Below are 17351 nucleotides of genomic sequence, written 5' to 3'. Positions count from 1 at the left end.
TTGCTTCTTAAAAATATCCACAAAAAAACACCTCTACGCGATGGAGAGATGCAGTGAAAAAGGGCCAAACAGGTACATTGAACCAGGAAGCCGCTTTTACACCACCCTATCCGCGTAGGTTATTGGTGCTCTAAACCAGGCAGGTTTTCTGGCTTGTGAAATAAATAAATTTCACTTACAGTGGCGGGACCGCGCTGGATTTCCACCAGCTTGCCCTTTTAAAAAGCTTTTTGTTCAGCTTTACCTGATTAAATATATGTAGTTTTCCGCTTAGCCTCATTATACACAAAAAAAACTTTACTTTCATAAATTTTTAAAACGGTTCGCAGCTTTTCTAAAAATTCGTTTCTATTCTCTGCAGAAAATAAATTTTCTTATCATATAAGACCTTTATGTTTTAGACAGGACAAAAGTGGAATAGGATAAATAAAAAGAAAGGAGCGGCTAAAATGAATCTTGCAACTTTAATCGGGTTAGTTGTCCTACTGCTTTGCATTGCGCTTATTTTAGTTTACTTTCTTCGCCAGGCATTTGACTCCTCTGATACAAGCCGGATAGACGCTCTTCCTGAAGACGACGCGTACTTAAACGATCGCGACTCAACACATGACCGTAACTTATAGCCAAATAAAATGACAACATGACATACGAGCAAACATCTGTTTAAAAACAAGATCGTTTGCCAGCAGAACTATATAAAAACATCCATCCCGATGAACGGGAGGATGTTTTTTATTATTTAGTATGAACCTTCACATTCAGCGTTTCCACAATGGCTTGCTTTATAATTTGAAGCATTTTAGTCAGCTCCTCGTAGCTGGAAGCTAGCGGCGGCATAAAAACGATCGTGTCACCAAGCGGTCTCGTCAGCATCCCCAATTCACGCATTCGCAATGTTGCCCGATAAGCCATTCTCTCTTCAAACGGAAAAGGTTCTTTGGTCTTTTTATCTTTCACTAGTTCAATTCCGCACATTAAACCAAGCTGTCGAATCTCACCGACGTGTGGCAGTTCATTTATTTCAGCCATCAACCTCTCAACATATTCTGCTTTTTTAGCAGCTTGCTCAACAAGCCCTTCTTTTTCGAAAATATCAAGATTGGCCAAAGCTGCTGCACAGCCGAGCTGATTGCCCGTATAAGAATGTCCATGGAAAAAAGTTTTCATTTCGGTATATTCCCCGTAAAATGCCTGGTATACTTCTTCTGTTGTTAATGTAGCTGCAATCGGTAAATATCCACCGGTAATTCCTTTTGCCATTGTCATGATATCTGGCAAAACACCTTCATGTTCCACAGCGAACATTTTTCCCGTGCGCCCAAATCCAGTCGCCACCTCATCCACAATAAAAAGCACATTAAACTTTCGACAAAGCTGTTCAAGCTCCTTTAAGTACCCGACTGGCATGATGTGCATACCACCCGCCCCCTGTACCATCGACTCAACAATTAGTCCGGAGATCTGTTCATGATTCTTTTCAAATAAGTCATGTATTTCTGAGAGTGAATCTTCTTTAGCCGTTTGTTCATTGCCGGAAGGATGCCATTTTGCTGACGGGAAGGGGAGGGCGAATGAATGGAACATTAATGCGCTGTACACGCGGTGATAAATGTCGATTGAGCCCACGCTGATCGCACCGACTGTATCGCCGTGATAACCGTTTGTCAATGTGACAAACTTTGTTTTTTCAGTCCTGCCTTTATTTTGCCAATATTGGTACGCCATCTTTATGGCTATTTCCACTGACTCTGCTCCGCTGTCCGAATAAAATACGCGTGTTAAGTTTTCCGGAGAAATCTGGATAAGTTTCTCAGCCAACTGAATGGATGGCACATTTGCCGCCCCAAGTAAGGTTGAATGGGCAATTCGTCCAAGCTGCTCTTTCACCGCCTCATCAATTTCTGGACGTCGGTGACCGTGTACATTTAGCCATAAGGAAGAATAGCCATCGAAATATTCATTGCCGTGGATGTCTCTTAGCCGGATACCTTCGCCGCTCTCTATAATAAGGGGAGCTTCTTCGTAATCCTTCATTTGTGTAAAAGGAAGCCACATATGCTTTTGACTAATTTCATATAAACGTTTTGTATTCACTGTTAATCCCCTCCATCAGTCTATCAAACTTCCAATCCCTCACAATTTCAGAACGATAACGGCTCTCCCTAAGAGAATAATCAATATCTTTTATAAATGGAATATGTCCAATGATAGGCAGTCCCGACAGTTCATGAATGACCCGGAAGTTATCCCGCTCTATGCTTTTCTCTCCGGGCACTGTACTCGAAAATACGACTCCAGTTATTGGCAACCCTCTCTTTTGGATAGCTTCTATCGTCAGTATCGTATGATTAATCGTTCCAAGTCCTGCCCTGGCGGCAATCACTACCGGTAATCCCGTTTCCTCCATCACATCAACCATACACCTGCCTTTCCTATTCAGTGGCACGTATAATCCGCCTGCCCCTTCAACAAGCAAAAGTGTCGATTTGGACGCACGTCTTCTAATTTCCTCTATAATTACTTGTTCATCAATAATTGCTGCTTCTTCCTCAGCTGCCAAATGAGGAGAGCTTGCTTTTTTGAATAAATATGTATATAACCTTTCTCCTCTCGTTTCTGGAAGCAGATGATACATTTCAGCATCTGGTGCTTTCCACTCACCATCTTTCCATTCAGCTCCACTCTGTATCGGCTTATATGGCCTGGCTGGCACTTTCCTTTCGATTAATCCATGAGCAAGTAATAATGTCGCAATGGTCTTGCCTGCATCTGTATCCGTTCCTGCAATAAAGATTCCGGGCATATCATGTACTCCTCCCTTCGACTTAAGTAAACCTTATTTACAAAAATGTTAACATATGAAAAAATGATAAACAATTATATTTTTAAAGGAGGAAAAATTAATGAAGGCCTATGAGGTTGTAATTTGTGCTCTTTTTGCGGCGCTTATGGCCATCGGTGCGAACGCCTCATCTTTTTTAATAATTGGTGGCGTACCTGTTACCCTGCAATTAATGTTTGCCATTATAGCCGGAGGATTGCTCGGCAGCCGACTTGGCTCTTTATCGATGGCCGTCTATCTGTTTATCGGGCTTGCGGGTGCACCGGTATTCGCTCAGTTTAAAGGAGGTCCTGCAAGCATTTTCAGCCCGACGTTCGGATTTATTCTCTCTTTTATTGTAGTAGCTTACATCGCTGGAAAGCTGCTCATAGACCCACATAAAAAAACAAGTTACCTGTATACCGGTGTAGCTTCTATTCTTTTCAATTACTTAATTGGCACCAACTATATGTACGCTGCGTTCAGGTGGTGGACCGAAGCTCCAGAAGGCTTCAGTTATTCAATGGCCTGGTCATGGATGGCTGTCTATCTTCCATTGGACATCGGGGTGACGGTTCTCTCTCTTTCTGTCCTTCCTAAAATCCGTTCAGCATTAGGCCATCAAAGCGCTCCGGTCGTAAAGGAATAAAGTGCATTTTCCCTCGGTATTATTCATAAAGTTTCTTTTTTTGTGTATAGTTTATGTATTGTCACAATTTAGGAGAGAGAATAATGAAGATAAGGGAATGGGATCATAGCTTAAAAGTTCGTTTGATCGGGGAAAGCATCATGAATATTACCTTTTGGATGTTTTTCCCTTTCCTCGCTATTTACTTTGCGGATGAGTTTGGAAAAGGGAAAGCTGGGCTCCTCCTGATCCTTTCGCAATTATTTTCTGTGATTGCTAATCTGACTGGCGGCTATTGTGCAGACCGGTTCGGCAGAAAGCGAATGATGGTATTATCTTCTTTTGGCCAAGGACTTTCCTTTCTGCTTTTTGCTTTTGCCAATTCGCCGTGGTATGACTCGGCATTTATTGGCTTTTTTGCTTTTTCGATTGCGAGTATATTCGGTTCTCTTTATTGGCCGGCAAGCCAGGCTATGGTAGCCGATGTAGTGGAGGAAAAAGATCGAAGCGATGTATTCGCTGTTTTCTACACTTCTATTAATATCGCTGTTGTCATTGGTCCAATTCTTGGCGGAATTTTCTTTTTCACTTATAGATTTGAATTGATGATCTTTGCGGCATTGACTTGTTTCCTGCTTGCTTTTGTGCTGTTTAAATGGACAGATGAAACAAATCCACGCTCTTCACAATCCATAGAGACAGAAAATAGAAAGTGGTATGATGTGCTTGTTGATCAAGTAAAAGATTACCATGTGATCGTGAGAGACAAAATTTTTATGCTGTTTATTATTGCTGGGGTTTTAAGCGCACAGACCTTCATGCAGCTTGATCTGCTCATCCCTGTCTATACAAAAGAAACGATCGATGTCCAAACGATCTTTTCTTTTGGCGATTGGACTTTATCTATTAACGGCGAAAGAGCGTTTGGGGTTCTTGTCTCAGAAAATGGACTGCTCGTTGCTCTTTTCACTGTCGGCATTTCTAAATGGGTGTCCCGTTTTTATGCAAAAAATGTATTTGCTGTTTCTTCTATTCTATATGCAGTTTCTATGTGGGTATTTGGATTAACTGATTGGTTTTGGGGATTGGTTATAGCCATGGTGATATTTACTCTTGGAGAGCTCTTAATCGTTGGCCTTCAGCAAAGTTTCATTTCAGTCCTGGCCCCTGAACATATGCGGGGACAATATTTTGCAGCGGCTAGCCTGCGCTATACAATCGGCCGAATGATCGCTCCTGCAGCGATCCCATTGACGATTTGGGCCGGCTATTTTTGGACATTCACTATTATTGCCCTTCTTTCTTTAGCAAGCGCGGCTCTCTACTATTATATGTTTATCCTTTACGGTCAACAAAAAGCAGAGTCATCCCCTCGCTAGATAGAAGAGAGCTGCCCACATCTTTTCCAGGGCAGCTCTCTTTTATCATTGGGTTTTTAAAGGTTTTTCGGCAACAACCACCCCATCTTCGTCGGCATACACATAATGACCAGGGACCCATTTTATCTCGCCGAACGTTACGATGAGATTCTCTTCTCCTTCTCCCCGTTTTATACTCTTCAACGGGTTGCTGCCCAAAGCTAATATGCCTATTGTTAATTTTTCCAGCTCAGCTGTATCACGCACACAGCCATTAACAATGACGCCAGCAAGCTTTCTCTCTTGGGCAATTTCCCCTAAACGGTCACCGAGCAGCGCGCATCTTTTTGAACCGCCCCCATCCACTACTAAAACATGCCCCTCTGGAATAGTTTGCAGTGCTCTTTTCACAAGCACATTGTCCTCAAAGACCTTCACAGTAGAAATAGGGCCAGAAAAACGCTTTTTTCCTCCATAAGATTTCAAATCGAGGTAGCAAACACTTAACTCTTTAGCAAAGTCATCACATAAATCAGCTGTTTTTATACCTGTTTCAACCATCATTTTCTCCCCTTCCTTTGTCTTGATAGGTATTCCCTTCGACGCACATCCTCTTCTTTCCTGTTTTCCCTCTTTTTTTTACATGTTTTTATCTATAGGCAGCGGGTATTTATTAAAGTGATGACCCGCATGATCACTAGGAGGATTGAAAATGTCCAACAAAAAAGTCATTGGTTTATGCAGCAGTGAAATTGATGCCATTCGCCGAATTGAAGAATTGAAAGTAGAGGGATATGAGACTGATCAGCTGTACGCTGTCACCAAAGATGCCGACTTTCATTTAATGCTTCAAAACCGATCAGGAGCGACAGTCACTTCTGCCGGGCCATCGATCACCGAGAAAGTGAAAGCCATATTTTCAAAAGAAAAACCTGTAAAAGAGTACCTGCTTGAGTTTGGTTTATCTGAAAAAGACGCGGAGACCTATTACAAAAACGTAGAAGATGATTTGATTTTACTTGTAACTGATGAAGAAGGTGCTGAAGAAACTCTCCATTCTGCTGCTGAAGCGGCTGCGGGATCAGATGAGGCACCTCTTCCTGACAAAGAAGAAGCGGAAAGACGCCAGTTTATTCAGGAGCGACATAAGACAGAGGATAAAACAGACGAATTCCCGGTAGTAGATACCTCTCCTCTTCCGCCTGACCAGCAATCACTTTACAGAAATTACCAGTAAATAAAAGTTTTAATTATATCACAAAGGGTATGTAAAAACCATGGGTCATTAGAACTTTTTATTAGGAGGCTATATTATGAATAACAATAAAAAATTTATCGGCGTTTTTGACAATCAGTCAGAAGTTATTACAAAAATTGATCAACTAAAAGCAGAAGGATACGCAGAAGCAGACATTTATGCGGTCGCTAAAAACGCGGATAATATTTCTATGGTGAGAGGACGTACAGGAGTAGAAGTAGAATCAGCCAATACAGGCGGTTCATGGATGGATAAATTTATGGCTTTTCTATCCGGAGAGGATGAAGTAAGAGGCGGATTAAGAAACATGGGATTAGAGGATACAGAAGTCGATCGTTATTACAATGACATTGACAATGGAAAGATCCTTCTTTACGTAGATAGAGAGTACGATCAACTATATCGTGATCATACTTTAACAGATAGTGCAGATGCTAATCTTGGAGCTAATACTCTCGGTATGAGTGATGTGGCAGCAGATGGCCAGGTAGAAGGCGTCCGCGCTGATAGAGCACCGGAGCTTGATGTAAACAGCCTACATGCAAGTGCAGATTTGAACGATGACTTAACCGATGAACAACGCCTTCGCCTTCGCGAGGAACGCCTTGAAGTAGACAAAGAGCGTATCCAAAAAGGCGAAGTCTACGTGGAAAAAGAGGTCGTAGAAGAGCCACGCACAATTAACGTTAATGTAGAGCGCGATGAGGTGTACGTGGAGCGCCGTCCAGTGAATGATGCTGTTTCCGCACAAGACTCTTCTCCAATTGTTGGTGAGGATGACACCATTCGCATTCCTATCACTGAAGAACGTGTGGAAGTAACTAAGAAACCCGTTGTTTCTGAGGAATTAATTATCGGCAAACGCAAAGTGCAGGACACAGAAACAGTGAGTGACACTGTTAAACGCGAAGAAGCACATATTGCTAAAGAAGGAGATATCGAGGTAGAAGGCCGCGATATGGATGATCCCCTTCTCAACAGATACCATGACGACAATTCAAAGGACCATTTAGATCAACACGATCGTTATTAATAAAAAAACAAATGGTGCCTGTCTTGGGCATAAATTAAAAGAAAACGCTGCTTAATGCAGCGTTTTCTTTTAATTCTGTTGTCTGCTCCACAAAATTTCACGATCAGATGCATAGCAGGAGAAAAGTTTATTTGTCCATGCTCCATGCTTACCGGGAAACCTTTGGCCGTCTATTTGACTAACTGCAGTAATCTCTTGAATGGAGTTCGTAAAAAACACTTCATCCGCCTCTTCCACTTCTATGGGAAGGAACAAACCTTCCTTTACTTCCATTCCGGCTTCTCTTGCCCGGTGCATAATATACTGTCGAGTTACTCCATTTAAAATTCCTGCAGCAACAGCTGGGGTATAAAGCGTGCGCTCCTTTACCCAAAAAATATTGGAAACAACTCCCTCAGCTACATTTCCGGTTTTATTAAGAAAAATCCCTTCTATAGATGGATCGTCTCCTACTTCTCTCTTGCCGGCAATACTGTTTAAATAGTGATGAGATTTCAGCCGCTCATTCAGCTCAGGTGAGTTCCGTCTTGTCGCTAGCCATGTGCCTTTCTTTTCAAGCAGCCCATCAGGTGGTTGAAGCGGTTTTTGAAAAACAATTACATTAGGTGCTTCATAAGCGGCTGTCTGCAAGCCGATTTCACCGTTACCCGCTGAAACATTAAAACGAATATAAGAATGTCTCCATCCATTCACCTGTGATAATTGCTGGAGCAGCTCTGTCGTTTCTATACGGTTAAATTCTTTCTCAATCATTAATGCGCGCAAGCTGCGGTTCAGACGCTCCAGATGATCATCGAGTAAAAAAGGATGATCATTATATATTCGAAAGGTTTCGAATACACCAAGCCCATATAAGAAACCATGATCAAAAGGTGAGATGGCAGCTTGTTCCTTTGATACAATTTCTCCATTGATATAAATAAACACCTTATACCTTCATCCTTGCTTTTCGATAATAGCGAATGAAACTCTGCAGCATTTCTTTCCCGCCATAAGTCATAATGGACTCCGGATGAAATTGTACCCCTTCGATGGGCAGCTCTCTATGACGGATAGCCATAATCTCTCCTTCTTCTGTCCAGGCAGAAACTTCAAAACAACTTGGCAATGTCTCTCTACGCACAATTAACGAATGATAACGGGTAGCTGGAAAGGGATTAGGCAAGCCTTCAAAAATCGTTCGGCCGTCGTGGACCATAGGCGACGTCTTCCCATGCATGAGCCGATCCGCCTGAACCACTTCTCCCCCAAATACTTGGGCGATGGACTGTTGCCCCAAGCACACGCCAAAGATAGGGATTTTACCGGCAAATGCACGAATGGCTTCTAAGCTGACTCCTGCTTCGTTTGGTGTACAAGGACCTGGTGATATCATTAAAAAATCGGGATTCAACTTTCCGATTTCTTCTATAGTAATTTCGTCGTTTCTCTTTACAACTAATTCTTCACCAAGCTCCCCTAAATATTGCACGAGATTATAAGTGAAAGAATCATAGTTATCAATCATTAAAATCATCTGCATTCTCCTCCTGCTTGAACAGGTGACACTCTCTTTTCAGCCATCTCTTTCGCAGTCCAAACGGCTTTGGCTTTTTTCAAGGATTCTTTATACTCGCTTTTTGGGTCAGAATCGATCACAATCCCAGCACCCGCCTGAATGTGGCACATCCGGCCTTGAACGATCATTGTTCGAATCACGATGTTTAATTCCATATCCTCATTAAAACCAATCCAGCCGATTGATCCTGTATACAGGCCGCGCCTAACTGGCTCTAGCTCCTCAATAATTTCCATCGTTCTGACTTTGGGGGCGCCGGTAATGGTCCCACCCGGAAAAACAGCATGAACAACCTCTGCATTTGTTTTTCCCTCAGCAAGCCTTCCACGTACATTAGAAACAATATGCTGGACATGCGAATACTTCTCAATGACCATGAATTCATCCACTTCAACCGAACCGTACGCACTCACTCGGCCCAAATCATTTCGCTCTAAATCAACGAGCATGACGTGTTCGGCGCGTTCTTTTTCATTCTCAATTAATTCCAAAGCAAGCCGCAAATCGTCGTCCTCATCTTTTCCTCGCGACCGAGTGCCGGCAATTGGTCTCGTGCTTAAATTTGTTCCATCTTTTTTGATCAATAATTCTGGAGAGCCCGATACAATTTGAAAATCAGGAGTATGAATATATGCCATGTAAGGAGACGGATTCAACTTCCTCAACTCTTCATACACAGCCATGGCCGGGATGGAAAGAGATTTAGACTGTCGAACAGATAAATTCACTTGGAATACATCTCCAGCAGCGATGTATTGTTTGGTTTTTTCCACTGCCGCCTGGAAAGCTTCCTCCGAAAAAGAGACTTCCAATTCGCCCGTGGCTACGGCTACTTCTAAAGGTTTTTCTTCTTCATTAAAAGAAGCAGTCCATTTTCTTTCTGCTTCATTCAATTTCCTTTCTGCTTCTGCTGCCTCCTCATCTATAACGAGCAACCAGAGTGTTTTTGCCTGATGGTCAAATATAGCCCACTCCTCAAAGATCTGAAAATAAAGAAGCGGCAATCCCAGATCTTCTTCAGCGCAATTCGGTAATTTCTCAATGTAACGAACATAATCATAACTGATGTAACCGATTGCCCCCCCCTGGAAATCAGGCAGGCCTTCTTGCTTAGGCAGCTGATATGTTTTTAACCAACTTTCAAGCTCTGGAAGCGGGACTCCTTTTCTTTTTTCTGTTTGACCGGCAGTCTGAATTTCAATGCCCTCCTCATTTGAAAAAACAACCGCAAGCGGCGACAACCCGGCTACGCTATAACGCCCGCCCCTTCCGCTTTCGAGAAGAACATGATGGGATTCCACCCCAGCTAGCCATTTATATTGATGAAAAAACTTTTCGCTATTATAGGGAATCGTTCGAGAAAACACTCGTCGTTCATTCACTGGTTTTCACCCTTTTCCTTCTTAGTCTTTTTCATCATACTAGACAAAGCGGAAAGAAAAAAGCATGGAAATAGTATTTTTGTTGCAGCTCCTATGCATGGTCATCTCTATCTTTTATAATAGAAGAAAATAGATGAAAATAACGGAGGAAGCTGATGACAGGTAATCGTTTAGTTCAACAAACAGAATCATTCATTACTACAGAGACATTGCAAAAAGACCTTCATTCTCTTGGAATAAAACCTGGTTCGACTGTTATGGTACACTCTTCCCTGCGCTCACTCGGATGGATAGCTGGTGGAGAAGTTACCGTCATTCAAGCATTAATGGCCGCTGTTTCGAATAGCGGGACAATTGTTATGCCTTCGCAGACTACTCATAATACCGATCCAAAATATTGGCAAAATCCGCCTGTACCCGAAGAGTGGTGGCCAGGTATCCGGTATTTTATGCCTGCCTATTTACCAGATATCACTCCTACTGTTGGTATGGGGCGTATCGCGGAATTATTCCGTACGTTTCCCGGTGTAAAACGGAGCCTCCATCCTTCCAGCTCATTTACAGCCTGGGGAAAATATGCTTCCTTCATTATCGATAACCACTCGATTGACTTTGCATTTGGAGAGCAGTCGCCGCTTGCAAGGTTATATGATCTTGATGCATCCGTTTTATTTATCGGTACGGATTACAGCACGTGTACAGCTATGCACCTTGGTGAATTTCGGGCAGATGACGGCCGTAAAGCTTTTGAGCAAGGCTCAGCCATACTAGAAAATGGTGAGCGCATTTGGAAAACTTATATGGAGCTTGAAGAAAACTCTGAACAATTTAATGAAATTGGCCGAGCCTTCGAGAAGGAACACACAATGACAAATGGCACAGTTGCTCAAGCCTCTTGCAAGCTTATCGAAATCCGACCACTCATCGACTTTACGGCTCGTTATCTTACTAACCTTTCAAAGCAATAAAGCGATTCACAACAGCCGGGAACATCGCTCTTTCTGTCAGCTCTATCCATCCCTGTTCCATTGCTTCTGCAAGGGAACGGACTGTTATCTGTTGAACAAATATTGCTTCAAATCCAATTTCTCTTAAAAGATCCCAATAATCGGGGAGGCTTTTAATATAATTTTTTCCCTCTATGTTCTCCAGTGTAATGGCTTCGGCTAAATCGATGATAAGGCGGCCTCCCGGCTTCAGTAAATGAAAACTTTTTCTCAGCCATTCTTCTCCCTCATCCAAAAAATGGATGCCAAGCTGAGCTGCTGCTACATCGAATTGACTTTTTTTAGAAGTAAAAAGGGAAGGAGAAATTACAGTAATCTGAGCTCTTTCACTCACCCATCTTGTTAGTGAAGGAGTTGAAGCTGATCCTATCCATAAAATACTTTCGTTCTGTTGAACGCTAGCTGTTTCTAAAAAACTTTCTGCTGATATAGTCCATTCTAAAATGCGATCTTTTGCAAGTCCTTTCTGGTCTGTCACTGTCATTTTCCATTCCTCCCTTTTTAACAATAAAAACAAAATAAAAAACCTCTTCAGATAAGAAGAGGTTTGGTAGCTATTCCACTCTCTTATCTGTCAGCTTGCGCTGCAAGAATTAGCACCGTGCCTGCATGTATACATACGGGTCGGTTGCCGGGCTTCATCGGGCTTGTCCCTCCACCTGCTCTTGATAAGATATTCGTTTCTATTCAATTCATCAGCCTTAAGCTGGCTGAAGTAAAATTCTATTTATACTCTGAATTTACGCATTAATTTATTAATTCATACGAATTATTACATGATTATAATCGATTGTCAACCTGATTTTTAAAAATAGAAAGTTGCGAAATGCGACGCACGGCTTCTTTGATCTTTTCTTCTGAAGCTACCAATCCAGCGCGGACATACCCTTCCCCGCGTTCGCCGAAGCCAATTCCCGGTGCAAACGCGACGCCTGCTTCTTCAAGTAAAAGGTCACTGAATCCTTCAGAGGTATAGCCTTCTGGCACCTTTAACCATGCAAAAAATGACCCTTCCGGTGCTGTCACTTCCCAACCAATTTCATTCAAGCTATTAATGAGTAAGTCGCGGCGCTTTTCATACATGGCTTGTTGTTTATGCACCTCATCTTGCGGCCCGAGTAAAGCCGCGGCCGCAGCCTCCTGAATGCCGCCGTACAAACTGCAGTGTAAATGATCTTGAATTAAATCTATAGCGGCGATCACGCTCGGGTTGCCAACAGCAAATCCAACTCTCCAGCCTGCCATATTGTACGTTTTTGACATTGTGTAGATTTCGATGCCGATCTCTTTTGCCCCATCAATTTCAAGATAGCTAACCGGCCTTTTCTCATCAAAACCGATCGCTCCATAAGCGAAATCATGAACGATACAAATCCCATGCTGATTAGCAAACTGAATAGTCTCCTCAAAAAAAGCAGCGTCCGCCATAGCCCCCGTTGGATTATTGGGATAATTGATGAACAGCAGCTTTGTCTTTTTCAATATCTCTTCAGGAACATCTTCATACCGGGGAAGAAAACCATTCTCTTCTCTTAGCGGCATCATATACATTTCTGCGCCGGCAAGAGCAATGCCTGACCAGTAATCCGGGTAGCCTGGATCGGGTACAAGCGCTACATCACCTGGGTTTAACAAACATTGTGGAAGCTCAACAAGCCCTGCCTTGCCGCCGATAATAAGGGCTACTTCCCTGGCAGGGTCTATTTCTACCCCATACTCTTTCTGATAAAACTCGGCACAGGCCTCTTTTACATGATCAAACCCTTTAAAAGGTGGATATTTATCGTTGGCAGGATCGTCCACAGCTGTTTTCAACGCAGTCTTTATATGGCTAAACACCGGTTGATCTGGGCTTCCCTGTGCTAAATTTATAATTTCGCGCCCGCCAGTAGAGGCGTCTTTGATCTTTTGGCCCAATTTAGCGAAGAATTGCTCCGGCAGAGCCTGAAGCCGATTAGCTGTTTCAAAAGTCTTCATGTATGCAGCCCCCGCTTTCAAATTATAGTTAATAATGGTATAACGAAAGGGAGAGAAAGTAAAGTAAGAATTTTCGGAAAGGGAAGTGGGGCTGAAATGATATTGAAAACTGCTGTCATCCAAATGGATATTGCTTTTGGCAACCCGCAAGAGAATTACAGGCGTGTGGAAAATTGGCTGCAAAAAGCGGCCGATGAAGGCTGCCAATTAGCAGTGCTGCCTGAACTCTGGACAACAGGTTATGATTTAACACGGCTTGACGAAATTGCAGATAGACAGGCGCAAGAATCCATTGCTTTTTTATCGGAGCAAGCTAAGAAACATCAAATGCACTTGATTGGCGGCTCGATAGCTAACCAAACAGACGATGGTGTAGAAAACACGTTACTTGTAATAAACAAGCAGGGAGAATTATTGAAACAATATAGCAAGCTGCATTTGTTCCGTCTCATGGAAGAAGAAAAGTTTTTGAAGGCAGGAAAAGAAGATGGCTTATTTACACTTGAAAATGAGAAAATGGCTGCATTCATTTGCTACGACATTCGCTTTCCAGAATGGTTAAGAAAGCACGTACTTGCAGGGGCAAATGTGTTGTTTATCCCAGCAGAATGGCCTCTTGCCCGCACAGACCATTGGCGCACATTGCTCATCGCCAGGGCAATTGAAAACCAAAGCTATGTTGTTGGCTGTAACCGAAGCGGTGAAGATCCTAAAAACAAATTCGCCGGACATTCCCTTATCATTGATCCATGGGGAGAGATTATTGCTGAAGCGGGTGAGGGAGAAGAGCTGCTCATTGGAGAAATTGATCTTGCAAAAGTGTCAGAAATAAGAAAACGGATTCCTGTTTTTGAAGATCGCCGGCCAGAGTTTTATCGTTAATGAAAAAGACACCAGGGAAATTTCCCGGGTGTCTTTTTCATTAACGATAAGTAATTGCCCAAGGGCTGCCATCACTTGTCTTTACTTTCTCCTTTCGCTTTCAATCCCACTCATACGGCGTTTCTTGGTATACATAATAGTTTAGCCAGTTGGAGAATAATAAGTGAGCATGTGAACGCCATTTATTAACAGGCTTTTTTGTCGGATTATTGTCCGGGAAATAATTTTTTGGCATGTGAATCTCGAGCCCCTTCGCTAAATCCCGCTCATATTCTTCAGCAAGGGTTTTCGCCTCATATTCCAGATGTCCTGTAATCATGACATGACGTTCATCTTTTGACATAATGATAAATGCTCCTGCTTCTTCAGAATAAGCTAAAAGCTGCAAATCCTCGTGCGCCTCAATTTGCTCCTTTTCCACGTCTGTATAACGAGAATGCGGTGCATAAAAGATGTCATCGAAGCCGCGCATTAATTTTACAGTCGGCTCATTCACTACATGGCTGAAAACTCCAGAACACTTTTCAGGTAATTCGAACTTTCCGATGCCAAAATAATGATAAAGAGCAGCCTGGGCCCCCCAGCAAATGTGCAGCATGGACGTAACATTTGTTTTAGCCCAATCCATGATTTCTTTCAACTCTTCCCAATAGTTGACTTCCTCAAAGTCCATCAGTTCAATGGGCGCGCCAGTAATAATCATACCGTCGATGCGTCTGTCCTGTACTTCCTCGAATGTCGTATAAAATTGCTCTAAATGAGACCTGCTAACATTCTTTGATTCATATGTAGCCGTATGCAAAAAAGATACATTCACTTGAAGTGGTGTATTACCGAGCAGCCGCAGAAGCTGTGCTTCTGTCTTTTCTTTTTCCGGCATCAAATTTAGAATTAAAATATTTAAAGGACGGATATCCTGGCTGCGGGCCCGGTCAACATCCATCACGAAAATATTCTCTTTCTCCAGAACCTCCCGTGCTGGTAATTCCTGCGGTATATTAATCGGCATTCTTCTACCTCCTCTTAGTTTTGAATTTTCAATAAACTATTATAGACAGCCTGGCTGAAAAAACACAAGGATTGTTTTTTCGCTTGGTTATAGGAAAACAAAAAAAGCCTGCAAAGAAGCGCTTCTTTGCAGGCAGATTGTTTATTTTAGCTTTAACTTCGCTAAAGCATCAGCCAAAGCCGTGTTCAATGGTTCATCCTTTGATTGCTTTTTCAAATATTTATTCACATCTTGCTTCGTTGCTTTGCTTCCTGACTCCTTCTTCCGTCTTTCCTGAAAAGTCGTCAGTTTTTCTCTGTAACCGCATTTACAGACAAAAATTTGGCCTTTTCCTTCCCCGCGAAGCTCAAGTTTTTTATGGCAGTTCGGACAGCGGGCATTCGTTAATTTGGCCACATTCTTACGGTAACCGCATTCCCGATCCTGACAGACAAGCATTTTTCCTTTTTTTCCGTTCACTTCAAGCAACAATTTGCCGCAATCCGGACACTGACTGCCAGTTACATTGTCATGCTTAAACTTTTTGTCGCTATGTTTAATTTCATTGGTTACTGCCTTTGTATAATGGCAAATTTCTTTCATAAAAACTTGCGGCTTCAGCTTTCCCTTGGCAATGGCTTCGAGCTTTTGCTCCCACTCGCCGGTCAAAGCCGGTGACTGCAGTTCGCTTGGTACGAGCTCCAACAGTTGTTTGCCCTTAGAAGTAAGAAAGATATCTTTACCTTTCTTTTCGATCAGAAACGTATTAAAGAGCTTTTCAATAATATCTGCTCTTGTCGCTACTGTTCCAAGTCCTCCGGTTTGACTGAGTGTTTGTTTCAGCTGTTTACTCTCTTCTTCCATGTATTTTGCCGGATTTTCCATTGCGGATAGAAGTGTACCCTCATTAAAACGAGCAGGTGGATTCGTTTCTCCTTGCGTAGCAGTTAACGCTGCTACCTCAAGTTCTGCTCCATTTTTGACAGAAGGAAGCGAAGTTTCATCATCCTCTTCTTTTCCATATACCTCTTTCCAGCCAAGAGAAGTAATCACTTTTCCTTTAGCCGTAAACGTTTCTGATCCAATTTTCGCTTCTACTGTAGTCTGCTCGTATTCAAATGGCGGCAGCAAAACAGCTAAAAAACGTTTAACAATTAGATCATAAACTTTCCGTTCCTTATCGCTTAAATCACCAAGAATTGCCGTTTGTTCAGTTGGAACAATCGCGTGGTGATCACTGACCTTCGCATCATTAATAAAGGACTTGTTCGGTTTAATTCCATATTTCTTTACTTTGACCGCAAACTTTGTATAAGGATTGATTTCCACAGCTTCTACTCTTTCTTTCAGCGTATCAGCCATATCGCTTGACAAATAGCGAGAGTCAGTACGCGGATACGTTACGAGTTTATGCTGCTCATATAGCTTCTGCATGATAGATAACGTTTCTTTTGCTGAAAAGCCAAAAATCTTGTGGGCATCACGCTGCAGCTCCGTCAAATCATATAATTCCGGCGCATAAGACTTTTTTGCTGCTTTTTTCACGTCTGTAATTACCGCTTTTTCTCCACGAATTGCTTTCAAAATTCCATCACGCTTGTCCTGGGAAAAAGTCTTTGTATCATTCGACTTAGCTTCTTTCCATGTTAGCTTCATGTCGCTAGCAATCGCCGTGATTCCATAATAACTTTTCGGCTTAAATTGTTTAATCTCTTCCTCTCTTTTGGCAATCATGGCGAGCGTTGGTGTTTGTACGCGTCCGCATGAAAGCTGTGCATTAAACTTTGTCGTCAATGCCCGTGTAGCATTAATTCCGACAAGCCAATCTGCTTCTGCTCGTGCTACAGCAGACCGATACAAGTTTTCATACTCCTTGCCATCCTTTAATTTCTTAAAGCCTTCACGGATTGCTTTATCCGTTACAGAAGAGATCCATAGACGCTTAATCGGCTTTTTCACATGGGCTTTATCAATAATCCAGCGAGCAACAAGCTCCCCTTCTCGCCCTGCATCTGTAGCGATCACAATGCCTTTTACATCCTTGCGGTTCAACTGTGTTTTTACCGCTTGGAACTGCTTGCCGGTCTTCTTAATAACAACCGTTTTTAGATGATCCGGCATTAATGGCAGGTCAGCCAGATTCCATGTTTTGTATTGATCACCGTATGCCTCAGGGTCCGCATGAGTGACCAGGTGGCCAAGCGCCCAAGTGACGATGTATTGATCTCCTTCCAAAAAGCCGTTTCCTTTTTTTCCGCACTTTAAGACACGGGCAATATCGCGGGCAACAGACGGCTTCTCAGCTAGTACGACTGTTTTGCTCATAGTAACATCCTTTCATTTTCACACTGCTTTTATTATACCATTTGTTTCTGCAAATAGCGGTGCTCCTCTCCTTAAGCCTTTACTGACGATAAAAACGCGTGACTTCTTTCTCCTTTTCCTTTATATTTGGTAAA

The 17351-nt window shown here is 42.5% G+C and carries 17 protein-coding genes and 2 riboswitches; of the genes, 7 read left to right on the top strand and 10 right to left on the bottom strand.

Annotated features, from left to right (window positions below):
• Nucleotides 1-121 precede the first annotated feature (121 nt).
• Nucleotides 122-263: riboswitch (cobalamin riboswitch) on the bottom strand.
• 186 nt (nucleotides 264-449) lie between these two features.
• The gene (locus ACH0BF_RS11015; protein WP_182917090.1) at nucleotides 450-623 is read left to right on the top strand and encodes a hypothetical protein; all 174 of its coding nucleotides are present in this window, start codon (nucleotides 450-452) and stop codon (nucleotides 621-623) included.
• 112 nt (nucleotides 624-735) lie between these two features.
• Here ACH0BF_RS11015 and bioA read toward each other — a convergent pair whose 3' ends face one another.
• Nucleotides 736-2055, bottom strand: coding sequence for an adenosylmethionine--8-amino-7-oxononanoate transaminase (gene bioA / locus ACH0BF_RS11010; RefSeq protein WP_340856471.1), 1320 nt, complete (start codon nucleotides 2053-2055; stop codon nucleotides 736-738).
• Nucleotides 2056-2071: 16 nt separating this feature from the next.
• Nucleotides 2072-2803: a dethiobiotin synthase gene (gene bioD / locus ACH0BF_RS11005; RefSeq protein ID WP_406909388.1), complete on the bottom strand. Its 732-nt coding sequence runs from the start codon at nucleotides 2801-2803 to the stop codon at nucleotides 2072-2074.
• Nucleotides 2804-2903: 100 nt separating this feature from the next.
• Here bioD and ACH0BF_RS11000 point away from each other — a divergent pair, with 100 nt between their 5' ends.
• Together ACH0BF_RS11000 and ACH0BF_RS10995 are read left to right on the top strand one after the other, a co-directional pair.
• Nucleotides 2904-3470, top strand: coding sequence for a biotin transporter BioY (locus tag ACH0BF_RS11000; RefSeq protein ID WP_340856238.1), 567 nt, complete (start codon nucleotides 2904-2906; stop codon nucleotides 3468-3470).
• An 83-nt stretch (nucleotides 3471-3553) separates the two neighbouring features.
• A complete protein-coding gene (locus ACH0BF_RS10995; protein WP_406909387.1) occupies nucleotides 3554-4828 on the top strand; it encodes an MDR family MFS transporter in 1275 nt (424 codons plus the stop codon).
• A 45-nt stretch (nucleotides 4829-4873) separates the two neighbouring features.
• On the opposite strand, the gene rraA is transcribed toward ACH0BF_RS10995, so the two are convergent.
• Nucleotides 4874-5371, bottom strand: a complete 498-nt coding sequence (gene rraA, locus ACH0BF_RS10990) for a ribonuclease E activity regulator RraA (RefSeq protein ID WP_259455701.1) — start codon at nucleotides 5369-5371, stop codon at nucleotides 4874-4876.
• A 148-nt stretch (nucleotides 5372-5519) separates the two neighbouring features.
• On the opposite strand from rraA, the gene ACH0BF_RS10985 reads away from it, so the two are divergent.
• Nucleotides 5520-6044 carry a general stress protein gene (locus ACH0BF_RS10985; RefSeq protein WP_120036306.1) on the top strand — a complete coding sequence of 175 codons (525 nt, stop codon included), beginning with the start codon at nucleotides 5520-5522 and terminating at the stop codon, nucleotides 6042-6044.
• Nucleotides 6045-6120: 76 nt separating this feature from the next.
• The gene (locus tag ACH0BF_RS10980; protein WP_406909386.1) at nucleotides 6121-7098 is read left to right on the top strand and encodes a YsnF/AvaK domain-containing protein; all 978 of its coding nucleotides are present in this window, start codon (nucleotides 6121-6123) and stop codon (nucleotides 7096-7098) included.
• A 69-nt stretch (nucleotides 7099-7167) separates the two neighbouring features.
• Here ACH0BF_RS10980 and pabC read toward each other — a convergent pair whose 3' ends face one another.
• The 3 genes from pabC to ACH0BF_RS10965 are packed head-to-tail and all read right to left on the bottom strand — an operon-like array spanning nucleotide 7168 to nucleotide 10038.
• Nucleotides 7168-8025, bottom strand: coding sequence for an aminodeoxychorismate lyase (gene pabC, locus ACH0BF_RS10975; protein ID WP_406909385.1), 858 nt, complete (start codon nucleotides 8023-8025; stop codon nucleotides 7168-7170).
• Nucleotide 8026: 1 nt separating this feature from the next.
• Nucleotides 8027-8614 (bottom strand): aminodeoxychorismate/anthranilate synthase component II, encoded by a 588-nt coding sequence (gene pabA / locus ACH0BF_RS10970; RefSeq protein ID WP_406909384.1) that lies wholly within the window; start codon nucleotides 8612-8614, stop codon nucleotides 8027-8029.
• Nucleotides 8611-10038 (bottom strand): anthranilate synthase component I family protein, encoded by a 1428-nt coding sequence (locus ACH0BF_RS10965; protein ID WP_406909383.1) that lies wholly within the window; start codon nucleotides 10036-10038, stop codon nucleotides 8611-8613. The genes pabA and ACH0BF_RS10965 overlap by 4 nt, the downstream gene beginning before the upstream one ends.
• A 155-nt stretch (nucleotides 10039-10193) precedes the next feature.
• Between ACH0BF_RS10965 and ACH0BF_RS10960 the strand changes: the two genes are divergently transcribed.
• Nucleotides 10194-11006, top strand: coding sequence for an AAC(3) family N-acetyltransferase (locus ACH0BF_RS10960; protein WP_406909382.1), 813 nt, complete (start codon nucleotides 10194-10196; stop codon nucleotides 11004-11006).
• Here ACH0BF_RS10960 and ACH0BF_RS10955 read toward each other — a convergent pair.
• Nucleotides 10987-11529 (bottom strand): class I SAM-dependent methyltransferase, encoded by a 543-nt coding sequence (locus ACH0BF_RS10955; RefSeq protein ID WP_340856252.1) that lies wholly within the window; start codon nucleotides 11527-11529, stop codon nucleotides 10987-10989. The two genes, ACH0BF_RS10960 and ACH0BF_RS10955, sit on opposite strands and share 20 nt — an antisense overlap.
• 80 nt (nucleotides 11530-11609) lie before the next feature.
• Nucleotides 11610-11720: riboswitch (SAM riboswitch) on the bottom strand.
• Between the two features lie 105 nt (nucleotides 11721-11825).
• Entirely contained in the window at nucleotides 11826-13022 is a 1197-nt protein-coding gene (locus ACH0BF_RS10950) for a pyridoxal phosphate-dependent aminotransferase (RefSeq protein WP_340856253.1), read from the bottom strand.
• A 96-nt stretch (nucleotides 13023-13118) separates the two neighbouring features.
• On the opposite strand from ACH0BF_RS10950, the gene ACH0BF_RS10945 reads away from it, so the two are divergent.
• The gene (locus tag ACH0BF_RS10945; RefSeq protein ID WP_120036298.1) at nucleotides 13119-13904 is read left to right on the top strand and encodes a carbon-nitrogen family hydrolase; all 786 of its coding nucleotides are present in this window, start codon (nucleotides 13119-13121) and stop codon (nucleotides 13902-13904) included.
• A gap of 100 nt (nucleotides 13905-14004) precedes the next feature.
• Here the strand turns inward: ACH0BF_RS10945 and metA are convergent, their stop codons facing one another.
• The gene (metA, locus tag ACH0BF_RS10940) at nucleotides 14005-14913 is read right to left on the bottom strand and encodes a homoserine O-acetyltransferase MetA (protein ID WP_340856255.1); all 909 of its coding nucleotides are present in this window, start codon (nucleotides 14911-14913) and stop codon (nucleotides 14005-14007) included.
• A gap of 141 nt (nucleotides 14914-15054) precedes the next feature.
• Nucleotides 15055-17217, bottom strand: coding sequence for a DNA topoisomerase III (locus tag ACH0BF_RS10935; protein ID WP_340856256.1), 2163 nt, complete (start codon nucleotides 17215-17217; stop codon nucleotides 15055-15057).
• Nucleotides 17218-17351: the final 134 nt, after the last annotated feature.

Origin of the sequence: Pseudobacillus sp. 179-B 2D1 NHS, from assembly GCF_045370945.1 — a bacterium.
GTDB lineage: Bacteria > Bacillota > Bacilli > Bacillales > Domibacillaceae > Pseudobacillus.
Note: the sequence above shows the minus strand (reverse complement) of the source record. Positions and strands in the feature narration are given on the sequence as shown.